This window comes from Aeromonas sp. s13 (assembly GCF_040907905.1).
GTDB lineage: Bacteria > Pseudomonadota > Gammaproteobacteria > Enterobacterales > Aeromonadaceae > Aeromonas > Aeromonas veronii.
This window is the reverse complement of the sequence record NZ_JBFOCS010000037.1, coordinates 136,127-162,656: the sequence shown is the minus strand read 5'-3', so window position 1 is coordinate 162,656 and position 26,530 is coordinate 136,127. Positions and strand designations below refer to the sequence as shown.

General features: G+C 55.8%; 25 protein-coding genes and 1 rRNA gene. 16 read left to right on the top strand and 10 right to left on the bottom strand.

Features of this window, described 5'->3' with window-relative positions; genetic code table 11:
• A 5S ribosomal RNA gene (gene rrf / locus AB5Y82_RS06385) occupies nucleotides 1-88 on the top strand; the annotation flags it as partial.
• A gap of 193 nt (nucleotides 89-281) precedes the next feature.
• Nucleotides 282-1,118 (top strand): tRNA cyclic N6-threonylcarbamoyladenosine(37) synthase TcdA, encoded by an 837-nt coding sequence (gene tcdA, locus AB5Y82_RS06380; protein ID WP_111901584.1) that lies wholly within the window; start codon nucleotides 282-284, stop codon nucleotides 1,116-1,118.
• A gap of 21 nt (nucleotides 1,119-1,139) precedes the next feature.
• On the opposite strand, the gene AB5Y82_RS06375 is transcribed toward tcdA, so the two are convergent.
• On the bottom strand, nucleotides 1,140-1,574 hold the full coding sequence (locus tag AB5Y82_RS06375) for a SufE family protein (RefSeq protein WP_058056434.1): 435 nt from the start codon (nucleotides 1,572-1,574) through the stop codon (nucleotides 1,140-1,142).
• A gap of 13 nt (nucleotides 1,575-1,587) precedes the next feature.
• Nucleotides 1,588-2,808 (bottom strand): aminotransferase class V-fold PLP-dependent enzyme, encoded by a 1,221-nt coding sequence (locus AB5Y82_RS06370; protein WP_368173782.1) that lies wholly within the window; start codon nucleotides 2,806-2,808, stop codon nucleotides 1,588-1,590.
• 181 nt (nucleotides 2,809-2,989) lie between these two features.
• On the opposite strand from AB5Y82_RS06370, the gene rep reads away from it, so the two are divergent.
• Nucleotides 2,990-5,002 (top strand): DNA helicase Rep, encoded by a 2,013-nt coding sequence (gene rep / locus AB5Y82_RS06365; RefSeq protein ID WP_005340859.1) that lies wholly within the window; start codon nucleotides 2,990-2,992, stop codon nucleotides 5,000-5,002.
• Between the two features lie 2 nt (nucleotides 5,003-5,004).
• On the opposite strand, the gene AB5Y82_RS06360 is transcribed toward rep, so the two are convergent.
• The 5 genes from AB5Y82_RS06360 to AB5Y82_RS06340 all read right to left on the bottom strand — a co-directional run bounded on the left by AB5Y82_RS06360 (nucleotide 5,005) and on the right by AB5Y82_RS06340 (nucleotide 11,053).
• Nucleotides 5,005-7,281 (bottom strand): putative bifunctional diguanylate cyclase/phosphodiesterase, encoded by a 2,277-nt coding sequence (locus AB5Y82_RS06360; RefSeq protein WP_368173781.1) that lies wholly within the window; start codon nucleotides 7,279-7,281, stop codon nucleotides 5,005-5,007.
• A gap of 84 nt (nucleotides 7,282-7,365) precedes the next feature.
• Nucleotides 7,366-7,821: a cytochrome c5 family protein gene (locus AB5Y82_RS06355; protein WP_368173780.1), complete on the bottom strand. Its 456-nt coding sequence runs from the start codon at nucleotides 7,819-7,821 to the stop codon at nucleotides 7,366-7,368.
• A 197-nt stretch (nucleotides 7,822-8,018) separates the two neighbouring features.
• The gene (tdh, locus tag AB5Y82_RS06350) at nucleotides 8,019-9,047 is read right to left on the bottom strand and encodes an L-threonine 3-dehydrogenase (RefSeq protein WP_005340852.1); all 1,029 of its coding nucleotides are present in this window, start codon (nucleotides 9,045-9,047) and stop codon (nucleotides 8,019-8,021) included.
• Between the two features lie 55 nt (nucleotides 9,048-9,102).
• Nucleotides 9,103-10,293 carry a glycine C-acetyltransferase gene (locus AB5Y82_RS06345; RefSeq protein ID WP_368173779.1) on the bottom strand — a complete coding sequence of 397 codons (1,191 nt, stop codon included), beginning with the start codon at nucleotides 10,291-10,293 and terminating at the stop codon, nucleotides 9,103-9,105.
• Between the two features lie 115 nt (nucleotides 10,294-10,408).
• Nucleotides 10,409-11,053, bottom strand: a complete 645-nt coding sequence (locus AB5Y82_RS06340; RefSeq protein WP_042054294.1) for a TetR/AcrR family transcriptional regulator — start codon at nucleotides 11,051-11,053, stop codon at nucleotides 10,409-10,411.
• 158 nt (nucleotides 11,054-11,211) lie between these two features.
• Between AB5Y82_RS06340 and rfaD the strand changes: the two genes are divergently transcribed.
• The 5 genes from rfaD (at nucleotide 11,212) to AB5Y82_RS06315 (ending at nucleotide 17,687) form a co-directional block, all read left to right on the top strand.
• Nucleotides 11,212-12,168 (top strand): ADP-glyceromanno-heptose 6-epimerase, encoded by a 957-nt coding sequence (rfaD, locus tag AB5Y82_RS06335; protein WP_005340846.1) that lies wholly within the window; start codon nucleotides 11,212-11,214, stop codon nucleotides 12,166-12,168.
• Between the two features lie 118 nt (nucleotides 12,169-12,286).
• Nucleotides 12,287-14,047 carry a polysaccharide deacetylase family protein gene (locus AB5Y82_RS06330; RefSeq protein WP_201937696.1) on the top strand — a complete coding sequence of 587 codons (1,761 nt, stop codon included), beginning with the start codon at nucleotides 12,287-12,289 and terminating at the stop codon, nucleotides 14,045-14,047.
• Nucleotides 14,048-14,050: 3 nt separating this feature from the next.
• Nucleotides 14,051-15,295, top strand: a complete 1,245-nt coding sequence (locus tag AB5Y82_RS06325) for an O-antigen ligase family protein (RefSeq protein WP_368173778.1) — start codon at nucleotides 14,051-14,053, stop codon at nucleotides 15,293-15,295.
• A 32-nt stretch (nucleotides 15,296-15,327) separates the two neighbouring features.
• Complete coding sequence (locus tag AB5Y82_RS06320) at nucleotides 15,328-16,236, top strand: glycosyltransferase family 2 protein (protein WP_368173777.1); 909 nt, start codon at nucleotides 15,328-15,330, stop codon at nucleotides 16,234-16,236.
• 251 nt (nucleotides 16,237-16,487) lie between these two features.
• Nucleotides 16,488-17,687: a 3-deoxy-D-manno-octulosonic acid transferase gene (locus tag AB5Y82_RS06315; RefSeq protein ID WP_368173776.1), complete on the top strand. Its 1,200-nt coding sequence runs from the start codon at nucleotides 16,488-16,490 to the stop codon at nucleotides 17,685-17,687.
• A 43-nt stretch (nucleotides 17,688-17,730) separates the two neighbouring features.
• Here the strand turns inward: AB5Y82_RS06315 and AB5Y82_RS06310 are convergent, their stop codons facing one another.
• Complete coding sequence (locus tag AB5Y82_RS06310) at nucleotides 17,731-18,270, bottom strand: hypothetical protein (protein WP_368173775.1); 540 nt, start codon at nucleotides 18,268-18,270, stop codon at nucleotides 17,731-17,733.
• Between the two features lie 299 nt (nucleotides 18,271-18,569).
• Here AB5Y82_RS06310 and AB5Y82_RS06305 point away from each other — a divergent pair, with 299 nt between their 5' ends.
• From AB5Y82_RS06305 to AB5Y82_RS06275, 7 genes are all read left to right on the top strand, one after another.
• Entirely contained in the window at nucleotides 18,570-19,286 is a 717-nt protein-coding gene (locus AB5Y82_RS06305; RefSeq protein ID WP_111901572.1) for an ABC transporter substrate-binding protein, read from the top strand.
• Nucleotides 19,287-19,346: 60 nt separating this feature from the next.
• Nucleotides 19,347-20,168, top strand: coding sequence for an AraC family transcriptional regulator (locus tag AB5Y82_RS06300; RefSeq protein ID WP_245132720.1), 822 nt, complete (start codon nucleotides 19,347-19,349; stop codon nucleotides 20,166-20,168).
• 40 nt (nucleotides 20,169-20,208) lie between these two features.
• The gene (locus AB5Y82_RS06295; RefSeq protein ID WP_100652235.1) at nucleotides 20,209-20,844 is read left to right on the top strand and encodes a LysE family translocator; all 636 of its coding nucleotides are present in this window, start codon (nucleotides 20,209-20,211) and stop codon (nucleotides 20,842-20,844) included.
• Between the two features lie 57 nt (nucleotides 20,845-20,901).
• Nucleotides 20,902-22,032, top strand: a complete 1,131-nt coding sequence (locus tag AB5Y82_RS06290) for a PotD/PotF family extracellular solute-binding protein (protein ID WP_368173774.1) — start codon at nucleotides 20,902-20,904, stop codon at nucleotides 22,030-22,032.
• Nucleotides 22,033-22,422: 390 nt separating this feature from the next.
• On the top strand, nucleotides 22,423-23,079 hold the full coding sequence (locus AB5Y82_RS06285; RefSeq protein ID WP_181269786.1) for a DUF3313 domain-containing protein: 657 nt from the start codon (nucleotides 22,423-22,425) through the stop codon (nucleotides 23,077-23,079).
• 100 nt (nucleotides 23,080-23,179) lie between these two features.
• The gene (locus AB5Y82_RS06280) at nucleotides 23,180-23,542 is read left to right on the top strand and encodes a cystatin domain-containing protein (RefSeq protein WP_026034886.1); all 363 of its coding nucleotides are present in this window, start codon (nucleotides 23,180-23,182) and stop codon (nucleotides 23,540-23,542) included.
• A gap of 125 nt (nucleotides 23,543-23,667) precedes the next feature.
• The gene (locus tag AB5Y82_RS06275) at nucleotides 23,668-24,180 is read left to right on the top strand and encodes a cupin domain-containing protein (RefSeq protein WP_368173773.1); all 513 of its coding nucleotides are present in this window, start codon (nucleotides 23,668-23,670) and stop codon (nucleotides 24,178-24,180) included.
• 101 nt (nucleotides 24,181-24,281) lie between these two features.
• Here AB5Y82_RS06275 and AB5Y82_RS06270 read toward each other — a convergent pair whose 3' ends face one another.
• Nucleotides 24,282-24,782 carry a DUF1993 domain-containing protein gene (locus AB5Y82_RS06270; protein ID WP_139442355.1) on the bottom strand — a complete coding sequence of 167 codons (501 nt, stop codon included), beginning with the start codon at nucleotides 24,780-24,782 and terminating at the stop codon, nucleotides 24,282-24,284.
• A 311-nt stretch (nucleotides 24,783-25,093) separates the two neighbouring features.
• Between AB5Y82_RS06270 and ydfZ the strand changes: the two genes are divergently transcribed.
• Nucleotides 25,094-25,291: a putative selenium delivery protein YdfZ gene (ydfZ, locus tag AB5Y82_RS06265; RefSeq protein ID WP_005342516.1), complete on the top strand. Its 198-nt coding sequence runs from the start codon at nucleotides 25,094-25,096 to the stop codon at nucleotides 25,289-25,291.
• A 124-nt stretch (nucleotides 25,292-25,415) separates the two neighbouring features.
• Here ydfZ and AB5Y82_RS06260 read toward each other — a convergent pair whose 3' ends face one another.
• On the bottom strand, nucleotides 25,416-26,519 hold the full coding sequence (locus AB5Y82_RS06260) for an SIR2 family protein (RefSeq protein WP_368173772.1): 1,104 nt from the start codon (nucleotides 26,517-26,519) through the stop codon (nucleotides 25,416-25,418).
• Nucleotides 26,520-26,530: the final 11 nt, after the last annotated feature.

Here is a 26,530-nt window from a genome sequence, read left to right as displayed (position 1 = left end):
CCTGATCCCATGCCGAACTCAGAAGTGAAACGCGGTAGCGCCGATGGTAGTGTGGCATTCGCCATGCGAGAGTAGGACACTGCCAGGCACCCAATACAAGAAACCCCGCTCATCGAGCGGGGTTTTTTATTGTCTGCAATTCAGCAAATAGCCTGATAATTGACCGTTCATTCTCTCTTCTCCGCCGTTTCTCTGTTTTCCCTCCCCGATTTTCTCCGGTTATGCCATCGCCGCTGGCTCTGGTTGCCGTTATAATGGCCGCCCTCAAGCAAGGTGGTGGTATGAAAGCGGAATATCTACAGCGATTCGGGGGCATTGCCCGTCTTTATGGTCAGAACGCCTTGCGTTCCTTTAGCCAGGCCAAGGTCTGTGTGGTGGGGATCGGCGGCGTAGGCTCCTGGGCGGCCGAGGCGCTGGCCCGTGCCGGTATCAACCAGATCACCCTGATAGACATGGACGATATCTGCATCACCAACACCAATCGCCAGATCCACGCCATGCAGGGGACTGTTGGTCGCCTCAAAACCGAGGTGATGGCGGAGCGCATTCGCGGCATCAATCCGGATTGCGAAGTGATCGAGGTGGACGATTTCGTCACCGCCGACAACCTGGCCGAGCATATCAAGCGAGAGTTTGACTATGTGGTGGACGCCATCGATTCGGTCAAGGCCAAGGTGGCGCTGATTGCCTTCTGCAAGCGTAACAAGATCCCGGTGATTGTGGCGGGTGGTGCTGGCGGGCAGATGGATCCGACCCAGATCACTGTGGCCGATCTGGCCAAGACTATTCAAGACCCGTTGGCGGCCAAGGTGCGTTCCGATCTGCGCCGATTGCACAACTTCAGCAAGAATCCGGCGCGCAAATTCGGGGTGGAGTGTGTCTTCTCAACCGAGCAGCTGAGCTATCCGGATGGCAATGGTGGCACTTGCCAGGCCAAGGCAGCCAGCGATGGCACCATGAAGATGGATTGCGCCTCCGGTTTTGGCGCCGTGACGCCGGTGACGGCAACCTTTGGGCTGGTTGCCGCGTCCCGGGTATTGAAGAAGATTGCCGAGCGGGGCGCCCGCGCCGAGAAAGAGGCAGGGAATGAAAACGCCGGGTCGATTGGCGAAGCCTAATCGACCACTGAACAAGGCGGGTTAGACTGCCTGCTCCCGGATCGCCAGCACGATCGCTCTGAGCCCGTTACCTCGTGACGGGCTCAAGTGTTTCTCAAGTCCCAGTTCGGTGAAATACCCTTCCATATCAAAGGCCTGGATCGCCGCAGACGATTGGTGGTTGAGTGCCGCCAGCACGATGACGATAAGGCCACGCACGATGCGAGCATCGGAATCACAGGCAAAGTGCCAGCAGCCATCCTCGCTTTGTTCTCCCTTCAGCCAAGCCTGGCTTTCACACCCCTTGAGGCGGAACTCCTCCTGCTGCCATTCGGCGGGTAGCGCTGGCAGCTGCTTGCCGAGCTGGATGATGAGCCGATACTGGTTCTCCCAGCCGTGGGCGGCGGCAAACTGCTGGCGGATGGTGTCGGCGTTGGGCTCAAGGCCAATCTGGGTATAGCTTGCGAGGTCACTCATTCGGTTGTCTGCCTTAGAAGAAGTCACAGAGTTTGTGCAGGGCGGCCAGCAGGGCGTCGACATCATCCCGATTGTTGTAGCAAGCCAGCGAGGCGCGCATGGTGCCGCCGATCCCGAGGGATTCCATCAGCGGCATGGCGCAGTGATGGCCGACTCGCAGGGCGATACCCTGCATGTCGAGCAGGGTAGCAGCATCTTGCGGGTGGATGTCGTCGAGCAAGAAAGAGACCGCACCGGCGCGTTGGCCGGGTTCGCCGACCAGACGCAACCCCGGCACTTGTTGCAGGCCAGCTACCAGATAGTCGGTCAGTGCCTGCTCATGTTGGGCGAGCCATTCCCTATCTTGCCCCATCACAAAGTCGATGGCGGCGGCGAGGCCGATAGCGCCAGCGATATGGGGGGTGCCCGCCTCGAATTTGAAAGGCAGGGTATTGAAGGTAGTGCCGCTGAAACTGACCCGATCGATCATCTCGCCACCAGCTTGCCAGGGCGGCATCCGTTCCAATAGCTCGGAACGACCCCACAACACGCCGATGCCGGTCGGACCATAGAGCTTGTGGCCGGAGAAGGCGTAGACGTCGCAACCGATGGCTTGCACATCGACGTCGAGATGAGCCACCGCCTGAGCACCGTCGATCAGCGTCACGGCGCCAACCGCCTTGGCCGCTGCCACCATCTCTTTGACCGGATTGACAGTACCGAGGGCATTGGATACGTGGGCCACGCTCACGAGCCGGGTGCGTGGTCCCAGCATGGCGTGATAGGCGGCCAGATCGAGATCGCCCCGCTTATCGAGTGGGATAACCCGGATCACCGCGCCGGTACGCTGGGCGACCAGTTGCCACGGGACGATATTGGCGTGGTGCTCCAGCGTACTGAGGATGATTTCATCCCCCGCCTTGAGCTCGCTCATCCCCCAGCTCTGGGCTACCAGATTGATCGCTTCCGTGGTGCCGCGGGTCCAGATCACCTCATGGCTGCGGGGTGCATTGATGAAGCGGGCGACCGTCTCGCGGGCTGTTTCGAAGGCGCGGGTCGCGCGGCCACTCAGGGCGTGGGCGGCACGGTGCACGTTGGCGTTGTCGACCCGGTAGTAGTGAGCGATGGCATCCAGTACCGCTTGTGGTTTCTGGGTGGTGGCAGCGTTGTCCAGATAGACCAGAGGGTGGCCGTTTACCTCCTGCGCCAAGGCCGGAAACTGGCTGCGCAGTTGGTTGTGCTGTTGCTGATTCATGCTCCCCTCATCATCTGGAAAAAGTCATCATCTCGAAAGGTCGGCCATGATCCTGAAAATAGCGCCCGAACACAAGGCGCGATAAGCCGGAATGGCGGTTGCCTGCCTTGCATCAGGTACGGCTCATCGGGTGATTTCTGGTACAATGCCGCCCCTCATCATAAGCCAAGAGATCCGGCCCATGAAGCTCAACCCCAATCAGAACGAAGCGGTCAAGTATGTCTCCGGCCCTTGTCTGGTGCTGGCGGGTGCCGGATCGGGCAAGACCCGCGTCATCACCAACAAGATTGCCTATCTGGTGCAGCAGTGCGGCTACAGTGCGCGCAACATCGCCGCGGTCACCTTTACCAACAAGGCGGCGCGGGAGATGAAGGAGCGGGTCGGCCAGACTCTGGGGCGCAAGGAGGCGCGGGGTCTGATGGTCTCCACCTTCCATACCCTGGGTCTCGATATCATTCGTCGTGAGCACAAGAGCCTGAATCTCAAGGCGAACTTCTCCCTGTTCGATGACACCGACCAGCTGGCGCTGCTGAAAGAGTTGACTGAAGACGAGCTCGACAACGACAAGGACAAGCTCTCGGCCCTTATCAGCCAAATCTCCAACTGGAAGAACGATCTTATCCTGCCCGCCCGCGCCATGCGCATTGCTCGCGGGCCGGAAGAGGTGTTGATGGCCCAGCTCTACGAGCGTTATCACCGCCAGATGGTGGCCTATAATGCGCTGGATTTTGACGACCTCATCGTGATGCCGACCCTGCTGCTCAAGAGCAATCAGGAGGTGCGCGAGCGCTGGCAGAACAAGATCCGCTATCTGCTGGTCGATGAGTACCAAGACACCAACACCAGCCAATACGAGCTGGTGAAGCAGATCGTCGGCGAGCGGGCCCGTTTTACCGTGGTGGGGGACGACGACCAGTCCATCTACTCCTGGCGCGGTGCCAAGCCGCAGAATCTGGTGCTGCTGAGCGAAGATTTCCCCAGCCTCAAGCTGATCAAGCTGGAGCAGAACTACCGCTCCAAGCGGCGTATCCTCAAGTGCGCCAACATCCTGATCGCCAACAACCCGCACGTCTATGACAAGGCGCTCTTCTCCGAATTGGATGAGGGGGTGAAGCTCAAGGTGCTGTTCGCCAAGAACGAGGAGCACGAAGCGGAGCGGATCGCTGCCGAGATGATGGGCCACAAGTTTATGAACCGCACCCGGTTCAAGGATTACGCCATCCTCTATCGGGGCAACCATCAGTCGCGCATCTTCGAGAAGGCGCTGATGACCAACCGGATTCCTTACCGTATCTCCGGTGGCACCTCGTTTTTCTCCCGCACCGAGATCAAGGACATCATGGCCTACCTCAAGCTGCTGGTGAATCCGGATGAGGACACCGCTTTTCTGCGGGTGGTCAACCTGCCGCGTCGCGAGATCGGCCCCACCACCCTCGAAAAGCTTGGCCAATACGCCAACCAGCGCGGCAAGAGTCTGTTTGCCGCCAGCTTCGAGCTGGGGCTGGAGCAGCACCTCTCCGGCCGTGGCCTCGTGGCCCTGCAGGCATTTACCAACTGGCTGGTACGCCTTGGCGATCAGGCGCTGCGCGGTAATCCGGTGGAGGCGGTGCGGGACATGATCAAGGAGATCCACTACGAAGAGTGGCTCTACGAGACCTCGCCCAGCCCGAAAGCGGCCGAGATGCGGATGCAGAACGTCTCCACCCTCTATCGCTGGATCACCGAGATGCTGGAAGGGGATGAGCTGGAGGAGTCGATGACGCTGGCTCAGGTGGTCACTCGCCTCACCCTGCGCGACATGATGGAACGCAACGAGGGGGAGGATGACGCCGATCAGGTGCAGTTGATGACGCTGCATGCCTCCAAGGGGTTGGAGTTCCCCTATGTCTACATGGTGGGGATGGAGGAGGGCTTGCTGCCCCACCAGACCAGCATTGACGAGGACAATGTGGAGGAGGAGCGGCGTCTCGCCTACGTGGGGATCACCCGGGCTCAGACCGAACTGACCTTCACCCTCTGCAAGGAGCGGCGCCAGTTTGGCGAGTCGGTACGTCCGGAGCCAAGCCGCTTCCTGCTGGAGCTGCCGCAGGATGATCTTGAATGGGAAAACCAGAAGAAGGTGACTGCCGAGGAGCGCCAGCAGAAGGGGCAGGTCGGTGTTGCCAACCTGCGGGCGTTGTTCAAGAAGGATTAACCCTAAGGATTGGCCGGGGTCAGTAGTGGTACTATGTCTGCTCCCGGCATGGGCGGAGAGATATAGCGCCCTTGCCCCATCCGGCAGCCGATATCAATCAGCTTCTGCAACTGCTGTTGGTTCTCGATCCCCTCGACCACCAGGGTGTAATCGAGATCCTGACAGATATCCCGCATGGCGCGGATCAGCGCCAAATCTTTGGGTGATTGCAGCATCCGCTGGGTAAAGCTGTCATCCACCTTGATGTAATCCACCGGGAAGTGGAACAAGGCGTTGAGGGAGGAGAAGCCGGTGCCGAAATCATCGAGGCTGATCTGGATACCCTTGGCGCGCAGCTCGTGCAGGGATGCCAGCGCATCGGAATCTTGCCGCGACAGCTCCCGCTCGTTGAATTCAAAAATCAGATAGCCGGGGGCGACCCCCTCCTCTTCGATAATTCCCATTAGCCGCATGATATGGTCGTGGTTGACCAGATGCTTGCCCGACAGATTGATGGCGACCTTGAACTTGCCCTGCCCGGAGATTGGCAGCCAGTTCTTCAGTTGCTGACAGGTGTGGCGCAGGATCTGGTAATCCAGCTCCAGAATCAGGCCGCACTGCTCTGCCAGCGGAATAAAGTCGAACGCATCCTTCAGAATCCCCTCCTCGGTCAGCCAGCGCGCCATCACCTCCAGTCCGGTCAGGCGGCTATCCTGCAGCCGGATCACAGGCTGGAAGTAGGGGACGATACGCCCCTCCCGCAGGGCTCTGGCCAGCATCTCTTCCGGTGAATTCCAGTTCTGGTTGATGCAATCATCCGAGTAGCTGACGATGCGACTGCGACCATTGCGTTTGGCCTGATACATGGCCAAGTCGGCCTGATGGAGCAGCTGGCTGATATCTGAGGTTTGCTCGGAGACGCTCGATACCCCAAGGCTGACGGTAATGCTCAACTCGTTGCCGAGTAGCCGGAACGGGTAGGAGAGGCGGCTGATGATGCGGTTCAGTACCGGGCTGATGTCATCGTCGCTCTTGCTGCTGTCCAGATAGATGACAAACTCGTCGCCCCCCAGTCTGGCCACCAGATCGTTTTGTCGGATACAGGTTTGCAGGCGGCGGCTCACCTCCTTGAGGAGCTGATCGCCAGCGCTGTGGCCCAGGGTGTCATTGATCTGCTTGAAATGATCCACATCGATAAAAATCACCGCGAATCCCGGCGATTTGTAGCGGTTGTAGTGGGTCATGGCGTGGTTGAGGTGGTTCATCAACAGCGCGCGGTTGGGCAGTTGGGTCAGCGGGTCGTGAAGCGCATCGAATTGCAGCCGCCGTTCCAGCTCCTGATGCTGCTTGAGCTGCTTTTGCAGCCTGAGGTTGGTCTGACGCAGCTGTTGCAGCCGCTGGTTGATGGAGTCTTCGGTATTGATGTCGTTGAGCTGCTGGCGGATCCGTCTCAGCTCCAGCAGCAGGGTGAGCTGACCACGCAGGAAGTCGAGAAACAGCTTGTCGTCGGTCTCCAGCGGTTGAGCCGTGCTGATGATGAAGTGGGCGAAGTACTGTTGTTGCAGCCGCAGCGGCATGCTGTGCCAGTAGCGTGACTCCCTGCTCACCTCGATATTGCTGGTGCTGTGGCACAAGCCGCTGATGAACTCGTCTCCCTGATGGGGATGGGCAGGGTAGATCTTTTCCAGCTTCTGACTGGTTAACCTGACCAGCAGCATGTCCTCAATGGTAAGCATCTGGCGCAGTACCGCCTCCAGTTGGGAGAAGAGCGCCTGAGCCGGCAGGGTATTGGCGAGCCGCATGATGCGGCTGATGCTCTCGATTTTCTTTTTCCAGTTCGGGTCTTTGCGGATCAGCGGTGAAGGGAGCTCGGTGAGATGGGATCCCGCCTGGGTTTCGGTCAGCCGTTTGGCCAGACACTCCAGCAGCAGACGCAGGGTTGGCAGGTCGGCGGGGGTGCCACGCGCCAGCAACCACTGTATCTGGCCATGCTCGATGGGGAAGACACACCACCCTTCGGCCTCATCCAGCTGGGTGAGCTGATCTGTGATGCGGGACTGCTCCCGGCCCAGCTGTTGCTTGAAGATATCGCTGACCTTGTAGGCGTAAAGCCAGTTCAGACCGGTATCGGAGAGGCCCAGCATGCCGAAATGTTGCAGCGGGCAGAGTTGGTCAATCTGCTGGATCAGGGCATCGTAATCGTCAGACGTGGCGGTTTGTGGCGCCGGGAAGTCCATAATGGCAGAGACCAACGCCAACAGAGGAGTTGAGTAGTGGGGTTCGATGAATTGGGACGACATGTGCAACTCCCGATATGTCTACCTTACAAGAGTAGTCGGAAGCCGATAGATTGAAAGGGCCGCAATTGCGGCCCTTTCAAATACTTACAGCTTGTCGATCATGTAGTGGATGGCGTTTTCAATCTCTTCATCACTACAGTTCGCACAGGTGCCGCGCGGAGGCATCATGCCGGACTTGCCGGTAAAGCCTTCAATGGCATGTTTCTTGAGAGTATCAATGCCCTGGGCGATGCGAGGATCCCAGGCTGCCTTGTCACCCCGTTTGGGGGCACCAGCGGCGCCGGTGTCGTGACAGGCAAAGCAGGCGCCCTTGTATACCGTTTCGCCATCGCGGGGACCGGAAGAGGCGGCCGCCATCGGTGCAGCACTCGCGCCGGCAATACCTTCCAGATCCTTGGCGGTATAGACCTGACCGATTGGTTTGATCCGCTCGGCAATGGCTTCCGGTGACATCTCATCGGCAGCAAGCACTGCCCCAGACAAGCTGGCGGCCGTCATCCCGACAGCCAGCAAATAGCTCAGTTTTTTCAACACGCTCATATACTCCCAGCAGTCTTTTATTATCCATGTAAACGACGGGATTATAACCGAATAGTTACAGCCATTTAAACGCTTGTGTGTGAAGTGTTAAACACTCTGCGTACAAAGTTTTGGCCGATATCACGGCAATTTGGGTGGTGGAGATAAAAAGAAACCCGGCATTCGCCGGGTTTCGAGTAACCAAGGGGTGAAAAGGGTTATTTATCCCAGCTCAGGATCACCTTGCCGGAGTGGCCGGAACGCATCGCATCGAACCCCTGCTGGAATTCGTCGATGTGGAATCTGTGGGTGATGATGGGGGAGAGATCCAGCCCGGACTGGATCAGGCTGGCCATTTTGTACCAGGTCTCGAACATCTCGCGGCCATAGATCCCTTTGATAAACAGCCCCTTGAAGATCACCTTGTTCCAGTCGATGGCCATGGTGGAGGGGGGGATGCCGAGCATGGCGATCTTGCCGCCGTGGTTCATCTTGTCGAGCATCTCCTGGAAGGCGCTCGGGACGCCGGACATCTCCAGCCCCACGTCGAAGCCTTCGGTCATGCCCAGCTCGCTCATCACGTCGGCCAGCTTCTCCTTGGCCACGTTGACCGCGCGGGTGGCGCCCATCTTGCGGGCCAGCTCCAGCCGGTATTCGTTGACGTCGGTGATTACCACGTGGCGCGCACCCACATGGCGGCAGACGGCGGCGGCCATGATGCCGATGGGGCCTGCCCCGGTGATGAGCACATCTTCACCCACCAGATCGAAGGAGAGGGCGGTGTGCACCGCATTGCCGAACGGGTCGAAGATGGCGGCCAGCTCGTCCGGGATGTTGTCCGGCAGCTTGAAGGCGTTGAATGCGGGGATCACCAGATACTCGGCAAATGCGCCCGGGCGGTTGACGCCAACACCAATGGTGTTGCGGCAGAGGTGAGTGCGGCCAGCGCGGCAGTTACGGCAGTGACCGCAGGTGATATGCCCTTCACCGGAGACCCGATCGCCGATGGCGAAGCCGCGCACCTCCTGACCGATGGCGACCACTTCGCCGACATATTCGTGGCCGACCACCATGGGTACCGGAATGGTCTTCTGGGACCACTCGTCCCAGTTGTAGATATGGATATCGGTGCCGCAGATGGCGGTTTTGCGGATCTTGATCAGCAGGTCGTTGTGGCCGAGCTCGGGGGCCGGCACATCCGTCATCCAGATGCCGACCTCTTTGTGCAGTTTGGAGAGTGCTTTCATGGCTGTTCCTTCAATATGAATGCAGAAAAAAGGGGCTGCAGCCCCTTGATTCAAATCAGATAACGCCGAGTTCACGGCCGATGCGGATAAAGGCGTCGATCGCCTTGTCCAGCTGCTCGCGGGTATGGGCGGCAGACATCTGGGTGCGAATGCGGGCCTGACCCTTGGGCACGACCGGGAAGGAGAAGCCCACCACATAGATGCCGGCTGCCAGCATGCGGCTCGCCATTTCGGAGGCGAGTTTGGCATCCCCCAGCATCACCGGAATGATGGCGTGGTCGGCGCCTGCCAGAGTGAAGCCGGCGGCGCTCATCCGCTCGCGGAAGTAACGGCTGTTCTCTTTCAGACGTGCGCGCAGGTCGTGACCTTCCGCCAGCATGTCGATCACCTTGATAGTGGCGGCAACGATGGAGGGGGCCAGCGAGTTGGAGAAGAGGTACGGGCGGGAGCGCTGACGCAGCCAGTCGATCACCTCTTTCTTGCCGGAGGTATAGCCGCCGGATGCGCCGCCGAGCGCCTTGCCCAGGGTGCCGGTGATGATGTCGACCCGATCCATCACGCCGCAATATTCGTGGGTGCCACGACCATTCTCGCCGATAAAGCCGACGGCGTGGGAGTCATCCACCATCACCAGCGCATCGTATTTGTCGGCCAGATCGCAGATGGATTTGAGGTCGGCGATGACCCCATCCATGGAGAAGACACCGTCAGTGGCGATCAGCTTGAAGCGGGCGCCGTCGGCATCAGCCTGCTTGAGCTGGGCTTCCAGCTCGGCCATGTCGTTGTTGGCGTAGCGATAACGCTTGGCCTTGCACAGCCGCACACCGTCGATGATGGATGCATGGTTGAGGGCATCGGAGATGATGGCATCTTCGGCGCCGAACAGGGTTTCAAAAAGACCACCATTGGCATCGAAACAGGAGGAGTAGAGGATGGTGTCTTCAGTGCCGAGGAAGGCAGACATCTTCTGCTCCAGCGCTTTGTGCTGATCCTGGGTGCCGCAGATGAAGCGTACAGAGGCCATGCCGAAGCCGTGGCTGTCGAGTCCCTGATGGGCGGCGGCGATCAGATCCGGGTGGTTGGCCAATCCCAGATAGTTGTTGGCACAGAAGTTCAGTACCTGCTCACCGCCGACGGCGATGCTGGTCTGCTGGGCGGAGGTGATGATGCGCTCCTGCTTGTACAACCCTTCAGCTTGCACCTGGTTCAGTTGCTCGGTCAGGTGACGATAGAATCCGTTAGACATCCTCGATCCTTAGTGGCTATTTCAGCTGCGTATCAACAGAGGGCGACATTTTACTGCAATCTGTTGCGGTAAATTCAAATGATTGTGCTGATATTCAACAAATGTGAAACAGATCTCACCCAGCTGGTTGGGCCAGCTGACGGTAGTGAAGTTCCAGCTGCTGGATCTGTCCGGCTACCTGGGGTTGCACATAGGGGCGCAGCAGGAACAGCACCTTCAACACGCCCTGATAGAGCAGCGGTTTGGTGATGCGGGTGTTGGGGGCCTGGGCAATCTGGAACGGGATCCAGCAGGTCACCACCATCTTGATGGTCTGGCCCAGATCCGGCAGGTCTTCATCGCTGACATCGATAATGCCCCCTTCGCGCAGGCTCCGGAGCAGCGCGACCACGGAGGAGCGCATCTGCTCCTGGGCCTTGAGGTACTTCTGTTGCAGCGGCTCGTCACGGCTCAGGATGTCCGGCAGGTTGGCGTAGAAGAAGCGGAACTGCCACATCAGATAGAAGATGGCATCGAGATAGCCCATCAGATCCTGCAGGGTGATTTCACGGTTGCGGGTCGGCACGAAGCTCTCGCTCAGGTGACGGGCATACTGGTCGAAGATGGAGTGGATGATGTCTTCTTTATTGCGGAAGTGGTAGTAGAGGTTGCCCGGGCTGATACCCATGTGCGCCGCAATGTGGTTGGTGGTGATGTTGCGTTCACCCTGATCGTTGAACAGCTCGGTCGCGCTGTGAATGATCCTGTCTCTGGTTTTCATCACTCATTCCTCCAGCGGGTTCCGATCGGGGCAGTTTTGAACAAGGTCGAATCCCCGGACGGCCCGTGATAAACTTTTCGGCAATTTCAAATTGGCTCACTATACACAGCTTTAACAAGCAGTCACATGTAGCCATCAACGTACGAGAGGCAAACTCCATGATCGTAGTAACTGGCGGTGCTGGCTTTATCGGCAGCAATCTGGTCAAGCAGCTGAACGCTCAAGGACGGACCGATATCGTGGTCATTGATGACCTGACCGACGGCACCAAGTTCGTCAACCTGGTCGATCTGACCATCGCTGACTACATGGACAAGGACGAGTTTCAGGCGCGCATCGTCTCCGGCGACGAGTTTGAAGAGTGGGACAACGGTATCGAGGTGATCTTCCACGAAGGCGCCTGCTCTGCTACCACCGAATGGAACGGCAAGTTCATCATGGAGGTCAACTACGAGTACTCCAAGGATCTGTTCCACTACTGCATCGAGCGTGAAATCCCGTTCATTTACGCCTCTTCTGCCGCGACCTACGGTGGCCGTAACGACAACTTCATCGAAGATCCTAAGTTCGAACAGCCGCTCAACGTCTACGGCTACTCCAAGCAGCTGTTTGACCAGTACGTGCGCCGCTGGATGCCGGAGATCAACTCTCAGGTTGTCGGCCTCAAGTACTTCAACGTCTACGGCCCGCGCGAGCAGCATAAAGGCTCCATGGCCTCCGTTGCCTTCCACCTCAATACCCAGGTGAAGAAGGGCGAGAATCCCAAGCTGTTCGAAGGTTGCGATGGCTTCCCGAACGGTGGCCAGATGCGTGACTTCATCTATATTGACGACGTCTGCAAGGTAAACCTGTGGTTCTGGCAGAACCCGCAGCACTCCGGCATCTTCAACTGCGGTACCGGCCGTGCCGAGCCGTTCCAGAACGTGGCCGAAGCGGTGATCAAGCATCATCAGAAGGGAGCCATTGAGTACATTCCCTTCCCGGATCACCTCAAGGGCCGCTACCAGAGCTTCACCCAGGCTGACATGACCAAGCTGCGCAGCGTGGGTTATGACGCCGAGTTCAAAACCGTTGCCGAAGGGGTAGCGGATTACATGGCCTGGCTCAACCGCTAACGGGTGAGCACAACGCGGCAGTTTGAGCGCAAAACCGGAAGTGGGCACTCGCCTGCTTCCGGTTTCTGGTCTCTGTGGCTGCTTGCCGTTCCTCTCTTCTCTACCGGGTAACCGCGCGATGAATATATTGATGGCACTCTCCCAGCTCGAGGTAACGGGAGCTGAGGTCTATGCCACCACGGTCGGTAACGAACTGACCCGGCGTGGTCACAACGTCTTTTATGTGTCAGATACCCTGACCAAACCGACTCTTGGCCCCGTCTTCAAGCTGAGATTCAACAAGCGCAGCATTCTGCGCCGCTTCTGGCACGTCTTTTACCTCATCTATCTCATCAAAAAGCACCATATTCAGTTGGTGCATGCTCACTCCCGCGCCTCCGGCTGGAGCAGTTATGTGGCCTGCAAGCTGACTGGCACCCCGATGATCACCACGGTTCATGGTCGCCAGCCGGTGCACGCTTCGCGCAAGGCATTCCATGCTCTCGGCTATCGGGCAGTTGCCGTTTGTGAGGATATTGCCCATCAGATTGTCGACAATCTGGGGGTCGATCCCGCGATAGTGCAGGTGCTGCGCAACGGTATCGAAACCGACAAATTCCAGCCTGTGCCAGCGCCGGACAATCCCAAGCCGGTGATTGCCATCATTGGCCGTTTGAGCGGCCCCAAAGGGGAGCTCTGTTACCGTCTGCTCGACGAGGTACTCGATCTGGATGCCTGCAAGGTGCGGATTGTCAGCGGTACCAAGGTACCGGAGCGCTTTGCCCGTTTCGAAGGCCGTGCCGAGTTTGTTGGTTATGTCGATGATGTGCCCGCTCTGCTGGCGAGTTGCGATCTGGTGATCGGCGCCGGTCGGGTGGCGATGGAAGCACTGCTCTGTGGTCGACCCGCTTTTGCCATTGGTGAAGCCAGAGCCATTGGTCTGGTGACCGAACAGAATCTGGACGAGGCGCTGGCCAGCAATTTTGGCGATATCGGCCCCAAGGATCTGGCCATCGATTTTGCCGCGCTTAAGGGCGAAATCGAATCCGCCCTCGCAAGCAAGGTGGTGCCGGAAGCCATTCGGCAACGCATTCAGGATGAGTATGGCTTGCAGGGGGTAGTATCCGGCCTCGAAACCATCTATCAGGATGCCGTAGTCGAAACACTGCGCCGGGAGATGCCCGTCATCATGTACCACCGCTTTATCGAGCAGGATAGCGAGAAAGGGGTGCACGGCACCTGGATGCCGATCACCATGTTCGAGAAGCATCTGCGCCTGATGAAGTGGCTAGGCTATGAAACCCTGACTTTCCGCGATTTGGCGGACAAAGGCTTTATCCACCGTCTGCAATACGGCAAGAAGTACCTGATGATCACCGCCGATGACGGCTATCAGGACAACCTGACCCGCATGCTGCCACTGCTGGAAAAATATGGTTACAAAGCTGTGGTGTACGTAGTCACCGGCGAAGGTTATAACCGTTGGGATGTGGAGCATCCGACCAATCCGGATACCAAGGTCTCATTGATGAGTGGTGAGCAGGTCAAGGCGCTGGCCGCTAGCGGTCATGTGGAGATTGGGGGTCATACCCTGACTCACCCCCGCTTGAGCAAGCTCACACCCGAACAACAAACCCATGAAATTCAGGAGAATAAACGCCAATTGGAGGCCCTGCTTGGCCATCCGCTGCTCTCGTTTGCCTACCCTTACGGAGATATGAACGAGAGTGCCAAGGAGCGGGCTATCGCTGCCGGGTATCGTTTTGCCGTTGCTACCAATAGTGGCCCCAAAGCAATGCACCAAGACCCTTTCCAGATCCGCCGGATTGCCATTTTCCCCCGCACCGATGTGTTTGGGCTGTGGCGAAAAATTCGCGGGAATTATGTATTTAGGAGGTAATTAATGGCCATCTGTTCACCACTGCTCATGCCTTTTCGTAGCCATCTGACTCATAACTTAGTACAAGTATGTGCATTCTTGTTTGGTGCTCTTTGCTTGGCTATTCCTAGTGGTTATTCATATGGTCCGATTTTATTATCTATAATTAGCTTGTTTGTTTTTTGGCGTGCTGATTATTGGTTTGCCATGTCACGAGAAGTTAAAATTCTATTTTGGATTTTTATTTTCTATTTTATGGTGCAAGCTATATCGATTTTCTTGGATAACGGTACACTCAAAGAATTGGACAGACCAAGTAGAGCCTTAATGGCTGCCATCATTTTACCATTATTATCTAAGTATCGAGTACACCTTGTCTCTATTATTTCTGGATTCGCTGTAGGTGCTATTATATCAGGCTTTGTTGCAATATATGACAAAATATATATTGGCATGGATCGTGCCTTTGGTGATGGAATGCCTATCCAATCAGGAAATATAAGTATGACACTTGGTCTATTCTGTCTGTGTGCATACTTTTGGCATAGAGAGAACAAAGATTATGTTTTTGCAAAAATTATGCTTGTGGCATGTCTGATGGGGATGTTGGGGAGTTTTCTATCTGGTACCAGAGGCGGATGGGTGCTGCTTCCGGTCATTATTACCACAATAGTTATGCATTATCAAAATTCAGGTCGTCGTTATTTATTGGCGGTTTTTACATGTATTTTAATTGGCGGAGTTGGTATTGTATCAATTCCTCAGACTGGGGTTTTGGATAGAATTGAAACAGCAAGGAACGATATAGTTCAGTTTATTGATGGTGAAAATCTTGATACATCTTTAGGTATTAGATTTCAATTGTGGTCAAGTGCTTGGGATTCTTTTCAAGAAAAGCCAATATTCGGTTGGGGTAATAATGGTGTTCGGCATATACAGAAGCAACAGTTAGAGCAGGGTAAAATTTCTGAGTTTATATATAACTTCAACTATCATGCTCACAATCAGTTTTTGGATGAAATGGCGAAACGTGGCATAATTGGATTGTTTGCACTTTGTTTAGTATATTTTTATCCAATATCAATTTTTTATAAGTATAAAAAAAACTCATCAATGAAGTATATTTTAATGGCTGTGGCATCGCTAACACTCATAGATTACAGTCTTTCCCAAGCATTTATTAACCATAATTCCGGGATTGTATTTTTCTTTGTGTGTTTTTCACTATTAATTACTTCACTAAATGAACCATATAAAGAAGAAGTCTAACAGGCTGTAAAGTCTTTTACCTTGGGGGAGATATGATTTCTATAATTTTATTGAACTACAACTCATCAATATACACTATTAAGTGTATTGAGAGTCTGTTACAAAGTGACTATCAAGATTATGAAATTATTGTTGTTGATAATAATTCACAACCTGAAGACGTTGAACTGTTAGCAGCAGGCTTAAATAAAATAAATTGCAATCATATTCGGCTCATAAAGAATAAAATAAATCATGGCTTCGCTATGGGGAATGTTATTGGCGCAAATAATGCTGTTGGTGACTGTATTTTATTTTTAAATAATGATACAACAGTAGAAAAAAACGCTCTGAAAGAGTTGGTTTCCTACATGGAAAAAAATAATCAAGTGTCTCTTTCGATTCCTTCTATTTATGAAGTTGATGGTAGACGAACGGCATCATTTGCTTATCTACCAGGAATAATAAATTCTATTTTTGGTGATAAAGTATATTGTGCTATTAAAGGGCGTAGATTTCCTGATCGTAAGAAAGAGTACTGTGAGCCTATTTATGTCGAGATGGGTTCTGGGGCTGCAATGTGTTTTAGAAAAAGTGATTACTTTAAAGTAGGCGGCTTCGATAGCAACTATTTCTTATATTGTGAAGAAGAGGATATTTGTTTGAGGTTGCAGCGTGAGAATATGAAGGTGAGTTATGTACCATCTTCTAAAATAGTGCATCTTGGTGGTGGAAGTACGATAAGAAATATTGATATAGAAAAAGAATTTTACATATCATTATTTTATTTTTTAAGCAAAAATTATTCTTGGGTTAGCGCCTCAGTCATTAAGTTCAAGTTTATTTTAAAAGAGTTCATACGTTGTGTCAGACTTAGAGGGCGCTGGAGAGTCCTTGTTTTTATTATTTTCTCGGCAAAGCTTGGGAATTCTATGAGGCATCAACAGAGGAATATAGGTTAAGATGATAAATAGGTTCATAAATGGTATGGAAACATTGCGATAGTGGAATACAGACATGGAGAACTTGGTGAGTAGTATGTAAGTGTCAAGTTAATTTAATTGGTGTGTTGGAGATGTCCGTGTTAAAAATAAATTTTAATAATGATTTAAAATCAGAACACGGATTTTTATGGTGTAGCTTTTTATTGTTAGGTCTATTTTGTAGTACATTGTTCTTTAGCCACCAACTCCTCACCGGCGATCAGACCCAGATGCTTTACAAGGGCTACCTTGGAGCTTATGAGGGGGTCTGGCTCAGCTATGGCAATGCGGCGAGTGCTGTGGGCAATGTGCCGGGGAGCTTGTCGGCCTGGCTGATTGGCGGGCCGCTGCTGCTGTGGGATTCTCCCTATGCTCCCATGGTGTTGCTGCTGGCGATGCGGTTGGTCGGATTCCTGCTGTTTGATGCGGTGATCCGTCAGGTGTTTGATGACAGGGTGCGCCTGCTGTTTCTGGTGCTCTGCTGGCTCAACCCCTGGTTCCAGTACGAGAGTCTGCTCTACAACCCCTCCTATCTGTTCATCTTCTCGGCCATGCACTGCTGGTCTGCCTGGCATATGCGCGAGCGGGCCTCCTTTTGGCACATGATCGTTCACCTGCTGGCCATCGGTATGGCGATGCAGCTGCACTACTCCTGGCCGCTGCTGGCGGTAATGTCTACCTATCTGTTCTGGCGCCGCATTCTCAAGGTGAGCTGGAGCGGGGTGGTGGTGGCTACCCTGCTGATCGGTGCCTCCTTGATCCCTTACGTCATGGAAGTGATGAGCAACAGCCACATCACCCAAAACGTCGATCCCGAGGCGCGTCAGCGCTATATCGGCTGGGGGCTGGTGCATGTCTATCCGGTGTTGAAATCAGTGCTCTACTGGCTGCGTTACGGCTCCTGGTTGTTTGCCAGCAAGCTGGTCAACGATACCCAGTTCATCTGGCTGGCAGGCCATGAATACTTGCAGATGGCGGCAGTCTGGCTGTGGCGGGTGGTGATTTACGGGGTAGGCTCGGCGACTGTGCTGCTGGCGGCAAAGGCCAACTGGCAGCTGTGGCGCGAACTCAAGCCGCGCCTGCTGCGCAGCGACCGCGCGCCAGTGGATGGTGAAAGCTGGCTCGGTCTCTATGCGCTGGCGGCGGTGCTGGCGGTGCTGGTGAGTGCGGCGCTCTCGCCCATCATCTTCAACTACTGGCACCTGATGCTGATCTTCCCCTACGCCCTGTTCCCGATCCTGCTTTTGTTGGTGCGCTGGAGCCGTCGTTATCCGCAGTGGGTTGGCAAGGGGCTGCTGGCGGCAACCCTGTTCTGCACCGCGGTGAACCTGATCGCGGCGTGCGACAGCACCAAGTTCTCCTATCAGGCGGACTACAAAACCCAGGTGCTGGAGTATCTGCAAGAGATGAAGCTGCAACCCAAGCAGTGAGTCATCCACGGCCAGCTCCCCTATCTCGGGGAGCTGGCTGTCACTATTCGAAACGGTCCATATGGGCGAAGTTTTTGGCTTCGGCAACCCAACCCTCACGCCCCTGCTTGTCCCGGATTTTTACCCACCACTGGTTCTGCGGTGACCGGCCGTATCTGATCTCTTTGCGCGCATAGTCATAATCGAGAATGAAGGTTTTGCCCTTGTACCAGAACAGGCTATTGCCTTCACCCAGTCCGCCGAGGATATAAAGCGTTTCCCCTGCCTTCATATTCAACAGCGGCCCTTTTCCCTCCTCGTTGTAGCCCAGCTTGACCGATCTGAGTATTTCGACGATCCCCGGTTGTTCGGTAATGACGACCCCGGTCAGCCCTTCCACCTGCTGGCCGCGGGGTAGCCGGAACAGCGCTTTGGCCGTCAGGGATGGCTCGGTTCTGACGATCACCTCTTGCTTGGTGGTCCATGTCTTATAGGTGCAACCTTCAAACGGGCAGCGACCCCAGTCGTAATAGGGCAGGCGCGGCTTTTCATCAGAACTTACAGTCGTAGCAAACAGCGACAACAACAACAAAAACAGTCTCATGAATCTACCTGTCCGGCGGGGCGCTCATCCGCCGGTTTAATGAATGGGGCCGCACTATATCTCAAGAGACCAAAATCCATCAAAGCAGCGGAAGTATTGATTTTCACCGCAATAAAGCGGGGGCCCATTGGTCATGGGAGTAGGGGGCGCAAGAGGTCGAAGCGCGGCGGGAGCGGATAGCCCGCTCATTTGCCTTGTGCCATGCTGATGGCTATCAGGGCATCGGGTCGGCACCTATGGGCATCTCTCGTTCGGGCACGCGTTTGGTATTACTGCTATCGGCACTTCTTCTCCCATTTATGACCATCAGCCAGGCCGTGGCGATCACCGCGCCCCTGCGGGGATGTGTCTTCCAGCTGGCGCCGCTGGTCACCATTGATCAGCAGGGCAAGGTCTCCGGGCCGGTGATCGACTACTTTCGCCGTCATATCGAACCCGCGATCGGGCGCACCATCGAGTGGCAGGGGCTCAATGTGGCGCGGCTGCTTAGCAACCTCGAGAGCGGCGAGTGCGATCTGACCCCGCTGCTGAGTTACAGTCCCGAGCGTGCCCGTCACTTTCGCTATATCGACCCCCACCTGTTGCTGCTGCGGCCGGTGCTGGTGGTACTGGTGCCATCGCGGCTTCACTCGGTCGAACGGCAAGAAGATCTCTACGGCACCACCATCGGCTGGTCGAGTCAGGCGATCGTGCCGCCGCTGTTGCAGCATCCGCAGATCCATATCGACACCCTCTCCCAGCTCAGCTGGGAGCATGGCAACATGCAGAAGTTGCTGCGTGGGCGCATCGATGCCGCGCTCTTCTCCAACGATATTTCCGCCAACCATTTTCGTGCCAAGCTCCCTGCGGCGACCCGCCTCATCTACCTGCCGGTCACCCCGTTGCAGGTGCATATCGTGCTGAATAAGTCGCTGGGGGATGGCAATCCCGAACTGGTGCAGCGTATGCGTCAGATGGTGGAGCGGGTGCCGCTCGCCTCACTGGTGGAGCCAACCCCGCGGCTGTGGGGGCGTTGAGAGGGGGTTGCGTGCAAGAATCTACAAGTCCAAGGCCCGCTTCTGGTGTATCTATAACCCATGAATACCACCGATTCCCTCATCCGCTACTGGCAATCCCCGCACCTGCCGGGGGTCGAGCTGTCACACTCCCACCACAGGGCGTTCAGCTACGGCCGCCATGTCCATCTCGACTACCATATCGGGCTGGTGCAGCGGGGTGGCCAGAAGTTTATCCACAAGGGGAACAGCCACCATCTGGTGCGCGGAGTGCTCTCTACCGTCAACCCGGATGAGGTGCACGACGGCCTCAGCCTGTTGCCGGAAGGGTATGAGGTGCGGGTCTTTGCCATCGATCCGCAGCAGCTGGCGCTCTGGCTGCCGGAGCAGCCGGAACCCTTCTTCGACAAGGGATTGCAGAGCCGCCCCGACCTCTATCAGGGCTTTGCCCAACTGCACGGCTATCTCGACAACCCCAAGGCCGATAGCCTGCTGATCGAGAGCCAGCTGCTTGCCCTGCTGGGGGAGCTGCTGCATCTGGCCCCCGAGGTACACCAGCTGGCGGATCCCCAGTTGCGATTCCTGCGCGACTACCTGATGGCCGCCCTCGACGAGCCCCACTCGCTGGAAGAGCTGGCGGGGCTGCTTGGGCTCGACCGCTTCGCCTTCCTGCGCCAGTTCAAAAAGCGCAGCGGCATGACCCCCTATGCCTGGCTGAAACGGCTGCGGCTGGAGCAGGGCAAGCGGCTGCTGGCGAGCGGCATGGCGGTGAGCGAGGTGGCGCTGGCGGTCGGTTTCTTCGATCAGAGTCACTTCCACCACGGCTTTCGCCAGGCATTCGGTCTGACACCCGCCGAATTTCGTGCCCAGATGCAATCTTTTACAAGCCGCGCCCCCCGCTGATCCGCCATGCTGGCTCTCCGTCGTTAAAGCGAGAGTTGTTATGCTGACCAGTCTGTTTGTTACCCTCGGCCTGATGCACCTGATTGCACTGGCCAGCCCCGGCCCCGATTTCGCTCTGATCCTGCGCACCAGCCTGCACCGGCCGACCGCCCTTGGCGCGGCGCTGGGCATCTCGCTGGCGATCATGGTGCACGCCACTCTGAGCCTGACCGGGATCAGCATGCTGATCGCCAGTCACCCGCTGCTGTTTATGGTGATCAAGTGCTGCGGTGCCCTCTATCTGGGCTGGTTGGGGTGGGGCGCCCTGATGGCGGCTCGCCAGCAGAGCAGCACCCTGATGGCCAGCGCCGCCAACGAGCTGCGCGGCTGGGGCAGGGGCGTGCGCACTGGCCTTGCCACCAATTTGCTCAACCCCAAGGCACTGGTGTTCTTTATCGGTCTGCTGGCCGCCATGGTGACGCCAGAGGTGGATGGAATGACCCGCAGCCTGCTGGTGGGCGAGCTCTTCATCATCTCCCTCTGCTGGTTCGGGCTGCTGGCGTGGAGCCTCTCCACCGATCGTGCCCAGCGCCTGCTGCTGCGGGTACAGCGGCCGCTCAATCTGGTGACCGGCGTGCTGTTTGCGGTGGTCAGCCTCTCCATTCTGGCAAGCATGGGGGCCGAGCTGGTGGCCTGACGGGTGGGCGCATGGGCCTATACTGCAACAAGGTTTACCTGTCAGGAGTACCCGGCCATGCGTCTACTGCCTCTTTGCTGGTTGTTGGGGATGACCCCGGCGCTGGCGGCCCCGGTTCAGCTCAAATTGCTGGAGTGGGGCTATCTGCCAGCGGGTTATGAACAACAGTTTGCCGACTACGCCAAAGCCCATGGGGTGGAAGCGACGGTCAGCCGGATCGAGCCGCTGCTGACCGATTTCGACAGCGTCTACCGTGCCCTGCGCACCCGCAGCGCCGATGTGGTGCTGCCGACCAGCTACTTCTACAAGGCCCATCACCAGCCGCTGTTCAAGCTGCTGCTCCCCATCGATTTCAGCCGCCTGCAGCACTACCCCGAGGTGAAGCCCGCCCTCAAGAACACCGAGTATGACAAGCAGGGGGAGCGCAACTATTCGGTGCCCTTCTCCTACGCCATGTTCAGCCTCGCTTATGACAGCAAGCAGGTGCCGCAAGCGCCCACCAGTTGGCAGGTGCTTGCCAACAGCTCGCCGTCGGGCCAGTTTGCCGAGTTCTGCGACCAGTTCGAGCCGCTGCTCTTCTCGGTGCTGCTCTCCCTTGGCAAGTCGCCCGCCCTGTTTGCCAGCGGCGAGATGCTGGCCGACAAGACCTTGCAGCAAGAGGTGGAGCAGCAGCTCTCGCAGCGGCTGCGAGCCAGTCGCGGCTTCTGGTTCAATCAGGCCAACCGCTGTGAGGATCTGCGCCAGCAGACCTTTGCCACCACCTGGGGGCTGGAGTTGGTGGAGTGCAACAAGCAGAACGATCAGCAGTGGCGGATCGCCATGGTGCAGGAGGGGGCCATCTATGCCCTCGATGCGATCTCCATCGCCCGCCATGTCGGGGATGATCCCGCACGGCTCAAGGCCGCTTACTTGCTGGTGGATTTTCTGCTGAGCGCACCGCTGCAACGCCAGATGCTGGTGGGCACACCCACCATTTCGGCCAGCAATATTGCCTCCCGGCCGCCTCTCAGCCCGCAGGAGCAGGCGGTGCTGCCGGATCGCCCGCTGCCGGAGTTTGACGAGCGGCTGCTGGTGCCCGCGTTGCCCGCCCATATCAAGAATCGCTACAAACGGATGGTGCAGCAGGCGATCGTCGCCAGCGGCAAAGAGGGGCTGGTCAAGCAGTGCCCCTGGGATCTCGATAACTGATGAATGAGCCTGCCGCTTCTCCGGTGGCAGGCAAGTTTGCGCAAGATGGCTGATGATCGGTCATCGCGCGTTCCAGGGCATTCCCCCGTTCAACTCACGCCGCTCGCGGGCTCGCATCGTTTGAAAAAACTGAGCGCTTACCGCAGCCCCATTTAGCCGGATTAAACAACCGAACCCTCGCCAGATTGCCGTTCGTACCCTGGCTGACCCTGTACAAAAGTGCCGCAATTGTGACAACTTGGATGTGAGCTGAACAATCCTGATCTGTCCCTTGTGGGAAGGTGATGAATAGGTTATTTCTCTGTGAGATTGGCGGCATCCGGCACGGGTTCTCCAGCCATGTGGTGCGAAATCCACAGCAAAAACAAACAGTAAAATGCAGGAGCAAATATGAAAAAGGTCGTGATGGTTGCCGTGGCTGCGGCCCTTCTGGGTGGCTGCGCCGTCAAGAATCAGGTATCCCACAGCTTGCAGGCGATCCCGCTGACAGCCTTCCAGCAGAGCGAGAGCAACCCCAATCAGCGCGTCTACAAGGAGCCGGGCGTTGACCTGCGCCAATACAATGAAGTGCTGCTCGATCCGCTGCAGTTTATCCGGCAGGAGAATGGTCAGTGGTATCTGCTGACCGCCAATGAACAGAACCAGATTGGCCGCTATTACCACGACAAGTTCCAGAGCGAGCTGATCAAGCAGGGCGTCAAGATCGCCACCGCCCCAGGCCCGAAAGTGATGCGGATCCAGGCCGCCGTCACCAACTTCGACCTGACCCGCCCCGACCCCAAGCTGCGTGACCTGCTGCCCGCCAAGATCGCCATCAACGTCACCCGCGAAGTGATCGGCAAGGAGCCTTACCTGCTCAAGGTGGGCAGCATGGCCCAGCTGCTCGACTCCCGGAGTGGCAAGCTGCTGGTGCGGGTGATGGATGCCCGCGAGACTCCGGATACCACCCACAAGGATTCGCCCATCACCGCCGAGGAGATGGAGAAGATGATCGACCAGTGGGCGGCCAGCCGCGCCAAACAGCTGGCGGATAATCTGGGGCGCTGATCGATTGGTGCGTCCAAGCGGGGCGCAGCGGGAGCCTTTTGGGCTGCAATAATGGCAAGATGTTGATAAGGTGGTCATTTTGCAGGCAGGAGAAAATGATATGAAACGCGTGTTGTTACCCATCCTTGTTGCTGGCCTGTTGAGTGCCTGCAGCACCTCGTCACCCACGCCTGAGTGTGCACCGATGGCGGGTGGCTGGCAGAGTCAGCCGTTGCCCAATGCTGAAGGAGAGGCTGCGCTGGCCAGCGTGCTGGCTCGCATGAACACGGCCGCTAAACTGCAGAGCATCCGCGAGGTGCGCAGCCAGGTGGTCTCCGGGGTCAACTACGACATCGAGTTCCAGCTCGACAACGGAGAGGTGTGGAACACCCGTGTCTATCGGGATCTTGCCGGCAACTACCAGATGACCCGCACGGCTGCACAGGGCGAGCTTCCTCCCTTGCCTTGCGTCAAGGCCAAGTAATTTCTGCTTGTTGAGCCCCTCGTCAGAGGGGCTCATCTGACCAGAAAATTTCTGCTTTTCTCCCCGCATTCTGACAGTCAGGATGACCCTTCCCGTGACTGCATCCTCATGGAAAAGGAACCACTATGAATCGCCACCCCTGCATCAAACACTGGAGCGAGCTGCAAGAGCAGACAGCGCGCTACTACTCCGGCAGTCAGGAGCCCCTTTCTCGCGGCTGCGCCCTCGGCAAGCACTTCGGTTTTAGCCGCATCGGCATTCACCACGAGATCGTCGAGCCCGGCCATCGCACCAGCTGGCCCCATGCCGAGAAGACTGAAGACGAGTTTGTCCACGTGCTGGAAGGGACGCCGGATGTCTGGCTCGATGGCGTGCTCTATCGGCTGCAACCGGGCGACTCGGTCGGCTTCAAGGCCGGTGACGGGCTGGCCCACGCCTTTATCAACAACACCGAGGAGATCGTCCGCCTGCTCTGCATTGGCGACACGGATCGGGAGGACAACCGCATCCACTACGCCGCGCACCCCGAGCGCAATATCACCCTCGGCAAACTGCACTGGGATGATGTGCCCGAGCGCGAGCTGGGGGATCACGACGGCCTGCCCGACAAGCTGCGCGAGAGCAACGGCCCCTTCTAGGGCGCAGCTCTTCTGCGCACCAGCCCTGCACCACCCGATATAAAAAAGCCTGCCGCGTGGCAGGCTTTTGCTATCTGTTTGCCGCCTGTGGCGTGCAGCGTTTATTGCAGGTTGAGCCCGCCCAGATAGTCGCGCTTGCCAAGATCGACCCCGGCGCGGCGCAGCAGGGCGTAGGCCATGGTGAGGTGGAAGTAGAAGTTGGGAATGCCGTACTCATGGACGCAGGTATGGCCATCCATCCCCTTGCCGCCCGCCCAGTGGGGCACGTAACGGCCGCTGGCGTACTGGCTGTAGTCCGCCTCCAGCTTGCCTTGCAGATAGCTGATGGTCTTGCCGATATGGGCGCGCAGATCAGCGATGGTTTTGGGCTCATCGCCCATAGTCGGCAGCTCGCTGTGGCTGGCGGTGGCGACCACGGCGCGGGCCGAATCGCAGCAGATCAGCACCTGCTTGGACAGCGGCAGCATATCGACGATCAGCCGCTCGCCGAAGAAGTTCTCCACGTTGAACTGCTTCGCCGCGGCGTGGGCCTCGGCCTTGGCCAGACAGTGGTCGAGGTTGGTCAGCATCTTGATGAACTGGGCGGTGATATCGCGATTCATGAGCACTCTCCATCTTGTTGAAACAGCGGCCCGCTTGCGCGGCCACGGTGAATGAGACTGGCTAATCGGCCACCAATATACCCCAACCGCTGCCGGGTTCGAGCCCGCTACGATGAAAAGGGCAGGGCTGCGCTACTTCGCGCGACAGCCGCTGGCCAAGCAGCCCTGCTCGCTTTTTGAACCTGCGAGTCCCTTATCGCCCCTTTTTTGATCTGTGACATAAATCACCTTTTTTCAGGGGCGTAGGCTGAATGCCGTTGTCCTGGACACGCGCCTGCGCATCCGCCAGGACACAAGAAAAGGAGAATGAGATGAAGATCTATGACCGTAACCGCAATGTGCTGAACCTGGGTCAGCGCGTCATGATTGCCGCCACCGGCGCAGTCGATTTTCTGAAAGAGGCCCACACCGACAATATGACCCCCTATCAGGCGGAGCATGAGAAGTGCGTGCTGCTGGCAAACTCCGGTGAGCGCTACGCCCCCATCGAGTTGATTAGACTAGGCTGATCCCTTTCTCTGTCACCCTACTCTTTACAATTCACCCGGCCACCGCGCCCCATCTGGCGGCCGGGTTTTTGATTCTCTCTATCTATTTACCGAAATGTAATGACTACCGAATAGTTGATTATTGTCATATTTTTTCTTTCACAAGTTCATTAAATGAGCCATCAAGAACGAATATAGCTTCTTCACTCTCTAATTGAGGATATAAAAGAGCAACATTGTCTCTGATTCTCTTTGCTGAAGAGGCTGAGCGTCCAACCACAATAATTTCTTTGTCAGTATGCCTAGAATCAATGAAATTCTTTAAAAGAAACCTTATCGTGTGATCTTCAGTAGGAAGTGAGTAGCCAATGAACACAAGTAAATTCGCATCTCGTAGCTTACTAGCTGATTTCAAAAATACACTTTTGAAATATTTGCTATCATAGTTTTGTTCTTGTGATGGAAGAATGATATTAGATTTAGAATTAGCAAATGAATAGTTGATGTTAATTGAGTCATTGCATCCATCAATCTCAAAGCCGCCATTTATTTTGAATAAACTGACTCTGTTTTTTGTCCATCTCTTTGCAGAGAAATCGATAAGATTTATTAATCCTCGATTGAGACATATGTCATCTCTGTTTTTTGAATCGAGGATTTTCTCAATGACAAAATCATAGTTTGTTGTTACAAAACTAACTTCTTTATCTTCACTAATAAATGAGTTAAAGAACTCAATAAGATTTTTAGCTTGCGCACTGAGCTCGCTATCTGCTGGACGATCTGGTGTTAATTCTGACTCACCGACAAAACTAGAAAATCGTGCTTTAATAAAATCAATTATCTCTCTTTCGAGAGCAAAGATTGTTGTTCTATCTAAAAAAGATGCCATTAGACTAGGGTATCTATTATAAATATCCAAGTGAAACTTTATGCTTTTAAAAAATTCATAGCATGCTTTAGAAAAAGCATAGTCATCGTCAAAGTCTTCTCGCTCGGGAAATAATATTCCCATTTCTTTAGCAAAATAAAAAAAGTTATAATTACGATCACTGACATCAGCAATGCTAAATAGCTCAAACCCCGCTGGGTAGGATTCACTCCACGCCTTAGAAAATCCAGCGCCAGTAAAAAAAACTACCTTGTTAGTAGATTTTATTTTATCCCTTAATTTTTCTATCGAATATAGAGATTGGCGTGGGCTTTCCGAGTTGTCAAAAGAACCAACCAAATCGATCAAATTAGGCATTTTATGCGACA